Origin of the sequence: Chitinophaga alhagiae (genome assembly GCF_003568665.1) — a bacterium.
In the GTDB taxonomy this organism is placed as follows: Bacteria; Bacteroidota; Bacteroidia; order Chitinophagales; family Chitinophagaceae; genus Chitinophaga; species Chitinophaga alhagiae.
This window is the reverse complement of record NZ_QXMH01000001.1, coordinates 2,636,747-2,650,595: the sequence shown is the minus strand read 5'-3', so window position 1 is coordinate 2,650,595 and position 13,849 is coordinate 2,636,747. Positions and strand designations below refer to the sequence as shown.

Annotated in this window: 12 protein-coding genes and 1 tRNA gene; 3 read left to right on the top strand and 10 right to left on the bottom strand. The window is 45.1% G+C overall.

Features of this window, described 5'->3' with window-relative positions:
• Window positions 1-15 precede the first annotated feature (15 nt).
• Window positions 16-471: a TPM domain-containing protein gene (locus D3A97_RS10750; protein ID WP_119078340.1), complete on the bottom strand. Its 456-nt coding sequence runs from the start codon at window positions 469-471 to the stop codon at window positions 16-18.
• An 81-nt stretch (window positions 472-552) separates the two neighbouring features.
• Window positions 553-1,131 carry a LemA family protein gene (locus tag D3A97_RS10745; protein WP_119078339.1) on the bottom strand — a complete coding sequence of 193 codons (579 nt, stop codon included), beginning with the start codon at window positions 1,129-1,131 and terminating at the stop codon, window positions 553-555.
• Between the two features lie 328 nt (window positions 1,132-1,459).
• Between D3A97_RS10745 and D3A97_RS10740 the strand changes: the two genes are divergently transcribed.
• Together D3A97_RS10740 and D3A97_RS10735 are read left to right on the top strand one after the other, a co-directional pair.
• Complete coding sequence (locus D3A97_RS10740) at window positions 1,460-1,924, top strand: response regulator (protein ID WP_119078338.1); 465 nt, start codon at window positions 1,460-1,462, stop codon at window positions 1,922-1,924.
• 372 nt (window positions 1,925-2,296) lie between these two features.
• Window positions 2,297-3,670: a dipeptidase gene (locus tag D3A97_RS10735; RefSeq protein WP_119078337.1), complete on the top strand. Its 1,374-nt coding sequence runs from the start codon at window positions 2,297-2,299 to the stop codon at window positions 3,668-3,670.
• 72 nt (window positions 3,671-3,742) lie between these two features.
• Here the strand turns inward: D3A97_RS10735 and D3A97_RS10730 are convergent, their stop codons facing one another.
• Window positions 3,743-4,939 (bottom strand): phosphoglycerate kinase, encoded by a 1,197-nt coding sequence (locus tag D3A97_RS10730; protein WP_119078336.1) that lies wholly within the window; start codon window positions 4,937-4,939, stop codon window positions 3,743-3,745.
• A 92-nt stretch (window positions 4,940-5,031) separates the two neighbouring features.
• Window positions 5,032-6,048: a type I glyceraldehyde-3-phosphate dehydrogenase gene (gap, locus tag D3A97_RS10725; RefSeq protein ID WP_119078335.1), complete on the bottom strand. Its 1,017-nt coding sequence runs from the start codon at window positions 6,046-6,048 to the stop codon at window positions 5,032-5,034.
• Between the two features lie 143 nt (window positions 6,049-6,191).
• Here gap and D3A97_RS10720 point away from each other — a divergent pair.
• Window positions 6,192-6,263, top strand: a tRNA-Glu gene (locus tag D3A97_RS10720).
• 74 nt (window positions 6,264-6,337) lie between these two features.
• On the opposite strand, the gene D3A97_RS10715 is transcribed toward D3A97_RS10720, so the two are convergent.
• From D3A97_RS10715 to D3A97_RS10690, 6 genes are all read right to left on the bottom strand, one after another.
• Window positions 6,338-7,000 carry a hypothetical protein gene (locus tag D3A97_RS10715; RefSeq protein WP_119078334.1) on the bottom strand — a complete coding sequence of 221 codons (663 nt, stop codon included), beginning with the start codon at window positions 6,998-7,000 and terminating at the stop codon, window positions 6,338-6,340.
• A gap of 82 nt (window positions 7,001-7,082) precedes the next feature.
• A complete protein-coding gene (locus D3A97_RS10710) occupies window positions 7,083-7,607 on the bottom strand; it encodes a hypothetical protein (RefSeq protein WP_119078333.1) in 525 nt (174 codons plus the stop codon).
• Window positions 7,604-8,581 (bottom strand): hypothetical protein, encoded by a 978-nt coding sequence (locus D3A97_RS10705; protein ID WP_119078332.1) that lies wholly within the window; start codon window positions 8,579-8,581, stop codon window positions 7,604-7,606. The genes D3A97_RS10710 and D3A97_RS10705 overlap by 4 nt, the downstream gene beginning before the upstream one ends.
• Before the next feature lie 417 nt (window positions 8,582-8,998).
• On the bottom strand, window positions 8,999-10,357 hold the full coding sequence (locus tag D3A97_RS10700) for an ATP-binding protein (RefSeq protein WP_119078331.1): 1,359 nt from the start codon (window positions 10,355-10,357) through the stop codon (window positions 8,999-9,001).
• 446 nt (window positions 10,358-10,803) lie between these two features.
• A complete protein-coding gene (locus tag D3A97_RS10695; protein WP_119078330.1) occupies window positions 10,804-11,688 on the bottom strand; it encodes a glycerophosphodiester phosphodiesterase family protein in 885 nt (294 codons plus the stop codon).
• Between the two features lie 160 nt (window positions 11,689-11,848).
• On the bottom strand, window positions 11,849-13,528 hold the full coding sequence (locus tag D3A97_RS10690) for an FG-GAP-like repeat-containing protein (protein ID WP_198673925.1): 1,680 nt from the start codon (window positions 13,526-13,528) through the stop codon (window positions 11,849-11,851).
• Window positions 13,529-13,849: the final 321 nt, after the last annotated feature.

Genomic DNA, 13,849 nt, shown 5'->3' with positions numbered 1-13,849 from the left:
TATGAATCAATGTATCTACCTCCCGAACACAATATCGTCCGGCAGCTCATTGGCATCACCGGCCTCAAAGGGGAAATAATGTAACAGGGATTCTCCGATCTCTTTCACGCATACCTCTATGCCTTCAATGATCTTGTTAGATGAAAAATGTTGTTTGAGCAGAAGGGCCTCCTTTTGCCAGAAATCCGCGCCTACTTTTTCGTGAATCCCCTGGTCTCCCAGAATGGCGAACTGGTGGTCACGCAGGGCAATGTACAGCAGCACGGCGTTCCGTTGCTTTGTTTTGTCCATGCCCAGTGACAGGAACGCTTCCCTTGCCCGGTCCATCGGGTCTACATATTCGCAGCGGTTCTCCACAAACAGCCTGATCTCTCCGGATGTAAGCCGCTCCGCCTGGCGGATGGCATGTATCAACCTGCTTTTCTCTTCTTCGGTGAAGAGTTCTTTTTTCCTGAATGAAAATAGGCCCATGGAAGCATGATATTAACGAACTACGGACCAGGGTACGCGCCGCAAACAGTTGCGGCAGGCGTTGCCTGGTCCGTAGCAGACTTAGAATTGTACTTTGGGAGCTGTTTCAGCGCCCTCGGCAGCCTTGAAGTAGCCCCTGGCCGAGAAACCGGCAACGCCGGCAATCAGGTTGTTGGGGAAAGTACGTATGGTGCTGTTGAAATCATTCACGGCGCCGTTGAAATCGTTCCGGCTTACGGCAATACGGTTCTCTGTACCTTCCAGCTGTGCCATAAGGGTCTGGAACTGTTCCGTAGTACGCAGCTCCGGGTATTTTTCTACCGTTACCAGCAAACGGCTCAGCGCGCCGCTTAATTCGCCCTGCGCCTGCTGGAACTGTGCCACTTTTTCAGGTGTAAGCTCTCCGGGGTTGATCTGCACGGAAGACGCCTTTGAACGCGCTTCTATTACTTTTGTAAGGGTCTCCTGCTCAAAATTGGCAGATCCTTTCACTGTGTTCACCAGGTTGTCTACCAGGTCAGCCCTGCGCTGGTATTGGGTCTCCACATTTCCCCACGCTTTGTTTACCGCTTCGTCTTTTGTTGCCATCCCGTTGTACTTGCTGCAACCGAAAAAGCCCAGGAGTACCAGGACAATGATCACAATGATTCCAGTTTTCATATTCTATCTTTTTTTAATAAAGTTAGGAAAGGGTATATTCAAACCTACAAGAAATAACGGAAAGCGCAAAACAAGGTTTAAATACCATTGCGATAAACTGGTTACTTCCAGCGGTTACCAATTAAGTAATAGCGGTCATCGAAAAGTTGGGAACCCAATAACAAAAAATATCTATGTTTGGTTCGGATTTGACCGGTCTTGATTTCGTGTGGGCAAGGCCGGTAATTTCGTTAAAGGGGAATGCAATGCCTGCGGTTTTTCCGCCTGCACTTCATTTTTCTCAACTCATTTATTTTTATTATATTACAATTACTCTACTGCGTTTATAATGAGTGCACAACACATTCACATCCTCTATATCGATGATGAAATACATAACCTGAATGCATTCAAGGCATCTTTCAGGAGGATCTATACGGTGCAAACGGCCGAGTCTGCGGAAGATGCGTACAAATTGCTGGAGGAGCATGCATTTCACATCATCATTTCGGACCAACGGATGCCGAAAATGACAGGGATAGAGTTTTTTGAATCCATCCTGGGTAAATACCCCGAGCCCATCCGGATACTCCTGACCGGGTATGCGGACATAAACGCGGTAATTGACGCCATCAACAAAGGCCAGGTATACAAATATTTTTCCAAGCCCTGGAACGATGAAGAGCTGCGCCATAATATTGAAAAGGCTTACGAAGTATACGCCCTGCGCAAGGAGAACCGGGAGCTGACGGAAAAGCTACTGGACGTGAACGAGAAGCTGGAATTTTTGCTGCGGCAGAAGCTGATCTCGTAACTGGCTGAATGCAAGATATTTGCCGGCTGAAGGTAGCTTCAGCCGGTTTTTTTATGGCTGGGGAGTGCAAAGCATGGCGCAGGCTGCCGCGTTGCCTTTACAGGCGAGGGTGAATTGGCCGGAAAAACGGGCCATACCATGTGCCAGCTTTATGCCGCCGCTGGCGGCCCCCCTTCCGGAACACGCCCATATACACCGCCCCCGTCTTCAGAATGCCTGCCCATAGCCCCCCTGCCGCTGAAGTGAGTGACACAACGGCGGCTGACCATTGTTCTACCGCCCGCCCCCCTCATCAATTTTCTGCCTTAATTCACCGGCAGTCTTCCATTTTCCTTTAAATTGCGTCCATTGTGAACGTTTAATAGCTCAATCATGCAAGTTTGGAAAGATTACCAGGCACAGCATAAAGACCGTTTTCTGAACGAATTGCTGGACCTGTTGAGGATCCCCTCCGTGAGTGCGGACTCCCGGCACAACGATGATACGAAGCGCTGCGCGGAAGCCGTAAAACAAAGGCTGGTGGAAGCAGGTGCCGAAAATGTGGAGGTTTGCCCCACCGCCGGCCACCCCATTGTGTATGGCGACAAAATTATTGATCCCTCCCTGCCTACTGTGCTGGTCTACGGCCACTATGACGTGCAGCCGCCGGACCCGCTTGACCTCTGGACCAGCCCCCCGTTCGAGCCCGTGATCAAAGACGGTAAAATATATGCCCGTGGCTCCGCTGACGACAAAGGGCAGTTCTACATGCATGTGAAGGCCTTCGAGACCATGATCAAAACCAATACCCTGCCCTGCAACATCAAATTCATGATAGAAGGGGAGGAAGAAGTGGGCTCCAACAACCTCGGCATTTTCCTGAACGATAATAAAGAACGCCTGAAAGCAGACGTGGTACTGATCTCGGACACCTCCATGATCAGTATGGACACGCCCTCCATAGACACCGGCCTCCGCGGCCTGGCCTATATGGAAGTAGCCGTAACCGGCCCCAACCGGGACCTCCACTCCGGCGTATACGGCGGCGCCGTGGCCAACCCGGCTACCATTCTGGCTAAAATGATCGCCTCCCTTCACGATGAGAACAACCACATTACCATTCCCGGTTTTTATGACGGCGTGCAGGAACTGAGCGCTGCCGAGCGGGAAAACCTGAACAAGGCCCCGTTTGATGAAGCGGAATACAAAACGGACCTGGGCGTAGACGAGCTGTGGGGCGAAAAAGGGTACACTACCATTGAAAGAACAGGCATACGCCCCACGCTGGAAGTGAACGGCATCTGGGGCGGCTACACCGGGGAAGGCGCCAAAACCGTGCTGCCTGCCAAAGCCTTTGCCAAAATTTCCATGCGGCTGGTGCCCAACCAGGACTGGGTTAAAATATCAGACCTGTTCAAAGCGCACTTTGAGAAAATTGCGCCCAAATCCGTAAAGGTAACAGTAACCGCGCACCACGGCGGCTCACCTTATGTAACGCCTACGGATCATGTGGCGTTCAAAGCCGCCAGCAAAGCCATTTCCGCTACATTCGGCAAAGATCCCATTCCCGTACGCGGGGGCGGCAGCATTCCCATTGTGGCGCTCTTTGAGAAAGTGCTGGGCCTGAAAACCGTGCTGATGGGCTTTGGACTGGACAGCGACAACCTGCACTCTCCCAATGAAAAATATGAGCTGGTGAACTTTTACAAGGGTATTGAGACCATCCCCTACTTTCACCAGTATTTTGCTGAAATGAGCCGCAAATAAGGTTCCTGGTCCTATAAACAAAACGGGTGTACCGGTTATTCCGGCACACCCGTTTTTTATTGGCAGGTATTTTTATTCTTTGATGGCCGCAATGCCGGGCAGCGCTTTGCCTTCAAAATATTCCAGCATGGCGCCGCCGCCGGTAGATACATAGCTCACCTTGTCTGCCAGCCCGAACTGGTTCACCGCCGCCACAGAGTCACCACCGCCTACAAGGGAGAAAGCGCCGCCGGCCGTTGCTTTCACAATGGCTTCGGCCACCGCTTTGGTACCGCCCTGGAAAGCGGGCATTTCAAATACGCCCATAGGCCCGTTCCAGAGAATGGTTTTGGAAGCGGCAATCACCTCGCTGAACTTTGCAATGGATTTTTTGCCAATGTCAAGCCCCATCCAGCCGGCTGGGATATTATCATTGCTCACTTCCTGCGTGTTGGCATCTGCCGCAAATTTATCTGCCGCAATGGAATCTTCGGGAATGAGCAGCTGCACGCCGAGGGATTTGGCCTTGGCCAGCAGCTCCAGCGCCAGTTCAAGCTTGTCGTTCTCCACCAGGGAATTACCCACCTCTTTGCCCTGCGCCTTGAGGAAGGTGTAGGCCATGCCGCCGCCAATGATAATATTGTTGGCTTTGTTCATGAGGTTCTCTATGATGAGGATCTTGTCACTCACCTTGGCCCCGCCCAGGATGGCGGTGAAAGGTTGCTCCGCGCTATGGAGCACTTTTTCCGCGCTGAGGGTTTCTGCTTCCATCAGCAGGCCGAACATTCTTTTATCTGCGGGGAAAAACGCCGCTATTACCGCGGTGGAAGCGTGGGCGCGGTGCGCGGTGCCGAAGGCGTCATTCACATACACATCTCCCAGTTTGGCCAGCTTTTCCGCAAAGGCCTTGTCCCCTTTCTCTTCTTCTTTATGAAAACGCAGGTTCTCCAGCAGCAGCACTTCTCCCATTTGCAGGTTGGCGGCGGCTGTTTCCGCGGGCTCGCCCACACAGTCTTCCGCAAACTTCACGGTAGCGCCGCCCAGCAGGTTAACCAGGTGGTATACCAGGTGTTTGAGGGAATATTTGTTGGTGGGCCCTTCTTTAGGGCGGCCCAGGTGGCTCATGAGAATAACGGCGCCGCCGTCTGCCAGTATTTTTTTGATGGTGGGCACAGCCGCCTGCATGCGGGTATCGTCCGTGATCTCGAACTTGTCGTTAAGAGGAACGTTGAAATCCACACGGATAAGGGCTTTCTGGCCTTTGAAGTTATGGTCTGAGAACTTGCTCATTGATGATTATTTAGGAATTGTAAGAAAAAACCCTCCGGAGCGCGCTGTCTGATCAGCGTTTCACGGAGGGTTGGCAATATCTGTAGATCCGCTTATTTGCTGATCAGACCTGCAAAATGTTTAACGGTACGTACCAGCTGGGATACGTAGCTCATTTCGTTATCGTACCAGGACACGGTTTTCACCATCTGGAGGTCACCCTGGGTCATCACCTTGGTTTGAGTGGCGTCAAACAGGGAGCCGTAGTTGATGCCGATGATGTCTGAGCTTACAATTTCGTCTTCAGTATAACCGAAAGACTCGTTGGAAGCGGCTTTCATGGCTGCGTTCACCTCTTCAACAGTTACTTTCTTGCTGAGGATGGTGGTCAGCTCGGTGAGGGAGCCGGTGATGGTGGGTACGCGTTGGGCGTTACCGTCCAGCTTGCCTTTCAGCTCGGGCAGTACCAGGCCAATGGCTTTGGCGGCGCCGGTGCTGTTGGGCACAATGTTGGCGGCAGCGGCGCGGGCGCGGCGCAGGTCACCTTTGGGATGCGGCGCATCCAGGGTGTTCTGGTCGTTGGTGTAAGCGTGAATGGTGGTCATCAGGCCGGTTACGATGCCGAATTTTTCGTTCAGCACCTGGGCCATGGGAGCCAGGCAGTTGGTGGTGCAGGAAGCGCAGGAAATAACGGTTTCGCTGCCGTCCAGGATGTTGTGGTTTACGTTGTATACCACGGTTTTCAGGTCACCGGTGGCGGGGGCCGAGATCACCACGCGCTTGGCGCCGGCGGTGATGTGGGCTTCTGCCTTGGTTTTGTCAGTAAAGAACCCGGTACATTCAATTACCACGTCAATGTCGTGGTTCTTCCAGGGAATCTGGGTAGGGTCTTTCTGGGCATATATTTTCACCTCCTCACCGTTTACGGAGATGGAGTTGTCACTGTGCGTCACTTCCTGTCCAAATCTACCTTGTGCGGAGTCATATTTCAGCAGATGCGCTAAAACGGCGGGGCTTGTAAGGTCATTGATAGCCACAACGTCAATACCGGGCATATTATAAATCTGGCGGTATACCAGGCGGCCGATACGCCCGAAGCCGTTAATACCAATTTTGAGAGTCGTTCCCATTTTACACTGTAGTTTGTAGATGAAAAAATCGAAAGGCGAAAATACATGCTCTGCCGGTATTAATCAACAGATATTTAGGTTAAGTAAATTTTTTTTGGAAATTGTGAAATGGGTTATACCTTTGCAATCCCAAATGAGGGAATGCCGCGTTGGTCAATCGGCTAAGACGCCTCCCTTTCACGGAGGAATGACGGGTTCGACTCCCGTACGCGGTACGAAGAAAAAAAGCCATTAACATATGTTAGTGGCTTTTTTATGAAATTTTCATTTCTATTGCGAAGAGAGATTCTCAGTATTGAGACCGCATATAGGATTCATATTCGTTCCTTAATTCGTTCTCATACTCTCTTTTCATCTCAAGATAGTAATCAGTTGCTAGATCTTTTAGATGATAAAGCCAATCTGTTAGCCAATCAAAACAATTTATAATTTTCTCCATAGTACTATAGAAATTGCCAAGATCTAAATTACTTATTGAAGAATTTGGATTTTTATCGGAATTCACCGGGTATCTGAACCCATCCGATTTAGGGTCCAAAGCATGAAATTCCAGTATCAATCTTTTCAAATCCTGTAAAGTTATTTTTTCATCCTTTTGAAATGTCTGAACTTCTTTTAATAATACTTCATAAGTCTCCCATAGTTGCTTTAAATTGTGACCACCAGGGAATTCTGGTGATTTATCTTGGATAATTCTAATACAAATGATTAGCTCCTTTAATCTTAATTCAATAAATTGGCGGCATATAAACACCAATGGATAAACCAGCGTATTAGCATTCCACGCAGACCCATCAAGGCATTCAAACAACTTGACTGCGGCCTCTTTGTAACCTTCAGAATAAATAAAAAAATTATCTAGTCCTGATCTTACTATTGCATTATGCTGATAATCTGAATTAAATTCTCTAAAAAGAGTATCTGACGGAATTGGAAACTCCCTATCTTTCATATTGTTCTAATTTATAACTCAATTATTTAAAATGACCTCCAAGGTGACAAGAAGAACACTGCGAGAATAAGCAAGTAGCTTACTAATCTTTTTCTTCGCTCTCCTCTACGGCAAATTCAAGGAAAATAATATTAAAGAACACGTAAACTGTTCTAAAAATTGTAATCATAATAACAAATACTCCTATTGAAATAGTAAGCAAAAAAATATAATATGGAATTAAAAAATAAGGAATCCATACCAAGTACATCAATAGTAATCCTAGAATTAATTCAATAACTGCATACTTGAAAACGCTTACTATTTTTTTATAATTCCGGCTTGTTAATAATAATTCCAAACCATTTTTAGCTTCAGATATATCTCTAATTTTTAAACTAGATTTAACCGTCACGATAACAGTTAAGGCTGTGATTATAAACCCAGCAAAAGACACCATAGTAGAAATAATATTTGAAAAAATATTATCAAAATATCCTGAAGCACAAGTCAATCCTAGAAAATTCCTTTTTAAGAAAAAACCGACAACCAAAAGTATACAGAATATAAAATCGTAAACTAATGGTCTGTCAAAATAATTATCTAGCAATTTTACATAAAATTTCATATCCTATTTCTTGAAATTGAATTTAACATTTTCTCAAAAACATCGTTAGAAATTAAAGTCCTAGATTTAATTCTTCGTTCAACTTCAAGTTCGTCTTTAGCCTTATCAACAAGTAAATCAAAAGCTCGCAGCTTATCCTGTTTCTCTGAATCTTGAGCAATCACTTCTAGTTTATCAAAAATATCGTCCTCTTTTTTATTCTTAATTAAGTAATCAATAAATTTAGATACAATACCCCTAGATTGTTTTGCGCTGTTGATGGTAGGAGATCCCTTAGCCTCATAATAATCGTACTTAAATTCCATTGTAACATACTCTTGCTTAAATTCATCCACTGCTTTCTTAAACATCGAAGCAATGCCAATATCTACAGAATTAATTGCATCAACATTTTCACTTTTTACTTTTATTAAAATTTTGGAGATCTCTCCCATTCTACTTTTAAATTTACTTAGATTATCTCTACAAATATGAGCATAGGTAATTTTAGAGGTAATATTTAAATGCGAACCTAACTGATTTAGATAAAAAACTAAGTCAAGCAACTTTGCTCCAAACTGATTATGTTCAATACATATTCGCACTTTATTACTTTTATTCCTATTGTTTTCCTTAATGATAAAATGAGTCGTTTCCACGATGCCTTCTTCCTCAAGCGCATTAATATCTCTAGTAAGATCAGTAGAAGTATTCATCAATTCAGGAAATAAGTCCTTTCGAACACTTAAAAGTTTACCCTTTACAATTTTTTCACCTCCTGAGGGTAGAAAAACAATTTCATTTATAAAAAGTGCATGTTGATCTAAATGTTGATACCGGAGCTTATCCTTGTTCTTTACAAGCATTACTATCTTACTCAATAATTCTTGAAAAACAGTATCATATTTTGAGGATAAATTGAAGTCTTTCCTAACAGTTGCAAATAACTCATAAAAATAAACTTTGCGGGTCACGGTGGGATTTGCCTTCGCCATATTTAAATTATTTTGGTGAATTAATAAGAATATAAAATCCGTCTTACACTATTGGATATTAGGTGCTGGGGCCTTAAGTGAATCTAAATAAAATCAAAACATGCCGTATAACACGCTTGTGTTATACAGCATGTTAATACATATAAGTAAAAAATGATTCATTAAATGTGATGCAGTCTAGTAAAATTCAGTTAGACAATTTCCCATTTCAGACCGATTTAAGATATTGTCAGGGTATCAAACATAAATAGGCTTAGCAGCCATCAATTTAAGGAATTTTAAAAATCAGCCCGGCAACTCGCAAATAGATATTAAATCTATCAGTATGAGGTTAGATAATTGCCCCGCTTCGGGTACCAAATGTGTAACAAAGAGACAATCATCGATTGTCTCTTTGTTATTTACTACTACTCCTGATTATTCAATCTGCTGATGTACCAACCACTCTGAATAAGCAGGTAACTGCGTACCCAGGTAGTAAGGGAGATTCATAAGTATATAAGGCTTTTTACCAGGAGTTATTGCTTTTTCGACAGAAAAGCTTCCCCCATAGATCCTGATTGCAAAGGGATGGTCAGCAGCTTCAATAAATTGATGAAGAGACCGAAGTGACCCTGTACTTCCCGATTTAATTTCTACAGGAATTAAAAATTCCCTACAAACCAATACTAAATCGACCTCTGCATTGGACTGTAATTTCTGTCTTACCCAGAAATGCGGTTGATTGGGAGATACGTTTTGAAGTGATATAAATTCCTGTGTTATTAAATGCGGGATCACTGCACCTTTATATGTATTGCTTAAGTCATCTATGCCTAACATCTGCGCCTGAATAGATAAGGCATAATTTACAAGCCCCGTATCCAATATTTGAAACCGTGGCGACTTTTTCAGGTCTGCTCTGGGGGGGGGCTGTAAATCCGTTGTAGGATAAATTAAGCGAATAACTTTTGCATCTTCTAATGTTCTGAATGCTTCCCCAACTTCCCGGGATTTATAAGCAGAATTTCCAAAACCCTGAAACTTGACACGCTCATCCAGATATAACGGAGCCGTATCCATGATATGTTTAATGATTTTCCTTTCCGTATCATTAGTGGCATACTTTTCCACATCATTTTTGTAAGTACCCCATATGCTTTCATAAATTCTTGTTAGATCAGCAAGGTTACTTTTTTCAATATCGGTTTTAATAATTTCAGGCATCCCCCCAATTATAGCATACCTGTGGAACAGATCCATAAGAATTTGATGAGCAGCTGGTCTTACTGGAATTGTTTTAAGTTGCTGAAGAATGGATGCTCTTCCTGCAGCTAATAAATATTCTTCAAAATTCATTGGATAGAGGTATAAAAACTCAACCCTTCCAACAGGAAAGCTCTTGACCTTTTGAATAGCAAATTCTAAAAGTGATCCCGCACTAATGATATGTAAAGACGGTATTTCCTCATAAAAAAAACGTAACAATTGAATAGCTTGAGGACTTTCCTGAATTTCATCAATAAACAATAAGGTATTGTCAATCTCTGACAAAGGAATATTATAGGCTAAAAAAAGCGCTTCACTGATTGTCTTTACATCATTATAATCCTCAAAATATCTCCTATCGCCCGCCTTTTCAAGATTTAATATTATAAAATTTTTGTATTCTATTGAGAAATCCTTCACTAGAGTCGTTTTACCCACCTGTCTTGCTCCTCTGATAATCAGCGGCTTACGTGCAGCACTATTTCTCCACGCATGAAGACATGTTTCAATTTTTCTTTTAAAAACCATAGAAATGTCATAAAATCAGTCCAAATTTACGAATAAATTGTAATAAAATAAAATCATTTTGTTGCCATTTATGTAATATAATAAGGGTTGCAATCAACAAACAAGTGTTCCAACAAACTCCCTATCACGGTACCAGGAAAAAGGGCTCTTCATTGAAGGGCCCTTTTCTTTGATCACAGCTTTTTCCCCGTCAAACCTTCTACGCAATTCCGGGCATGCCAGCCCTTCCGTTTCTCCTTCAGGCACAGGCGGTCGATTTGCAGAAAAAACTTATATGATAATAAAAACAGCATTGGCAGCGGACAAAGCCGGCGCCATTGGCGTATGAATTTCTTGTCATTAAAAAAGGGAAAGCTCGTTGTTCTGACGAGCTTTCCCTTTTTTGTATCAACCGGCTGCCGTGCCAGGCTGATTATCGATCAAAAATCGGATAACCATACACCCTGCTATTTATTCCTGATGGCAGCAGCCACTTCTATCGGCAAGTCTGATTCCAGGATATCCGCCCCTTCGGCAAAAATAGCGCGATAGCCGCCGGCACGTTCTTTTTTGTCCGTTAATTTGTCTGTTGTGGGCGCTGCGGAGATCATGCACATAACGCCTTTGCTGTGCAGTAACTTTAAAAGTTCCTTGTTCTCCGGAGTGAATTTCGGACCAATATAGGCGATCATATTTTTCCATGGGATGCCCGCGGCTTCATACGCATCAAAAGCCTTTTTAGAAAGGATATGCACCGAGAATATGATTTCCGGGTCCTGGTCCAGGTAGAACCGCGCCTGCTCCGGACTGTGAATGGTGAGCATCACCAGCGGGTTTCCACTCTCTTTGATGATCTTATAAATGATCTCATAGGCTACGCCCTTGTTGTCCAGGTTGAGCACGGTTTTACCCTTGCTCCATTTGATAGCGTCCATCAGTGTGGGAATCCTGAAATCCGTTACATTTCCTTCCGGGTCTTTTAAACGCAATTGCTGCAATTCGGCAAAGGTGTGATCAGCCACTTTTCCTTTACCGGTGGTTGTCCTGTCCAGGGTTGCATCATGCATCAGCACTACTACGCTATCTTTGGTCATACGGGGATCAACCTCATAGAAAGCATTTGTGTATTTCAGGGTATTCTCAAATGTTTCGATGGAGTTCTCCGGAAAACCCTTTATCATGCCACCTCTGTGACCACTGACGATCCGCGGGTTCTTTCCTTTATAATGAAAAAAAGCCTGCGCCTGTTTTAAGGTTTTCATTTTATATGTCCGTAACGCAGAAGTTTGAGCCGACAGGCTTCCAATTGTCGATATTCCAATAAGACAACCTACAACAAGAAATCGTTTCATTCGTTTAATTTTTCTTTTCTAAATGCTATTGATGTTCAGTTTTTCCGCATCATAATGTTGTTGACATCAGGTCCAGGATAAATGTATACACTTATTCACACAGAACAATGGGCTATTATTCGATACAAGGGGCCCGCGGCAGCTGGAATGCGGATGCGTTTTAGTTGCCCAGATAGTTCCTCAATTCCCCGTTGTACTCCGCATAGTTCCAACGCACCATATCCGCTTTTCCATCACCAGTGATATCGGTGAAAAAAAGATCGGTGTTGGCACTTTGACTTGTACCTCTCAGCGAGTAGATCGGGCCTTTAAACCCTGCATCTGAATAGTATATTTTGGGTTTGCCCAAATAAGCGCTGTGCCTCCAGTATATTTTATCCGCCTTTCCGTCGCCGTTCACATCGGCAAAATGGAATACCGTAGAAGCTACTCCGCTGGAGGCGCCAGCATCACTAAATGTTGGAGAAGCGGTAAAAGTGCCATCTCCGTCTGAAAGGTAGACCATTACCTTCCCGGAGTTAAGCGAGGGGTGCCACAAGGCCTTGTCTGCCTTATTATCACCATTTATATCCGCATACCAGAACTGGGTACCGGCCGTGGTGCTTGAGCCGGTTGATCCGGATACCACCGTGGAACTAAAGCTACCGCCGGATGTAGCCAGGTAAACACGGGTATGGCCAGCATCAAAGGTAGCGTTCCAGTATATCTTGTCAGCTTTTCCATCGCCGTTCACATCGGCAAACCTGAATATCGTTGCGCTGTTCCCACTGGTGCCTTCGGGGTTGTTGATGGCGGTTGAGCTGAAATTTCCGTTGGAAGTAGCCAGGAATACCTTGGTACGGCCAGCGTTCTGGGTGGGGTCCCAGACAATTTCATCATCCTTTCCATCACCATCTACATCGGCGTAATAATATTTGGTACTGGTCAGCGTAGATGCACCGGCAGTATGGGGAACCACCGTTGTAGCAAATGTACCGTTGCCATTGGACAAATATACGCGTGGTTTACCGCCATCGAAGGTTGCGTTCCAGTAGATCTTGTCTTTTTTACCGTCTCCGTTGATATCTCCAAAAGAATACACCGTGTTGGCATTGCCGCTAATGCCCACGTTGTCCGTAACGGCGGCCCCGAAAATTGCAGGCATGTAAGTAGCCATAATGGGCCAGTGATCTGAAGCCCAGTCACCATTAAAACTGGTCTTGATAATGGTGGGGCCGGTAAAGGCCATGTCCCGGGTACTTGTCATCCAGTCTGGTTTCGAAACGCCGATGCTATCCCAACGATGGTACGTTTCACCTTCTTCATTCAATGCATCCACTACGCCCAGGCCGTCCTTCAAGATGCCGATGGGAGCGCTGCCGGCCATGGCATTGAAGTCGCCAAATACGATCTCCGGTAAGTTTTCTGTATTGTACTGCTGAACAGTGGCCACCAGTGCGGTGGCATTAATGATCCTGTCAGGTTCAGAATTGTATCTCCAGTGACTGTTGCTAAGAAAGTACTTTTTGGAGGTCACATTGTCCTGCAGTACTACCCAGGAGGAGGTAGTGAGCGTGGAGCTGGCCCCCAGCTGAACGGTTCCGCTGTCGCGCAGGGTGAAGCGGTCTGTTTTAAAGAAAATAGTTTTTGGCTGGTAGTCAATGGCCCATCTTTCGAAATAATCGTCATACCCCAAAGCCGCCATTTCCGACCTGAACATGGGCTGGAACGCATCGCCCGAAAATTCCTGCACGCCAAAAATATCCGGCGAGTTGGCTGAAATGATCTGGACCATCAGCGGGAGGCGCTGAAAGATGGTCAGCGGGTCTGCCGTACCATTTTGTTTGATGTTGAAAGACATGACCTTAAAAGGATTGTGATCTTCCAGCGTCAATGGCGCGTTAACAGTTGCGAGAGTGCCTGGGGGGCTGTTTTTTTCGCCCCGGTCCGCTAGCGGGTCCTTTACGCATCCTGCAAGGAAAAATACCAGGGCCATGCCCAGGAGTGGCTTTTTAAGCGTTAAGTTTGTTTTGTTCATTTTGATGTAGTTAATGTAATTAAGTGTGTGTTTTTATAATACGAAAACCTAATCCATTACATGAGATACTTCCAGCCAAACCCACTGAAATTCATGTCACATCACATATTCAAAAAGGTGTCAAGACAATTAAAAAACATGTTC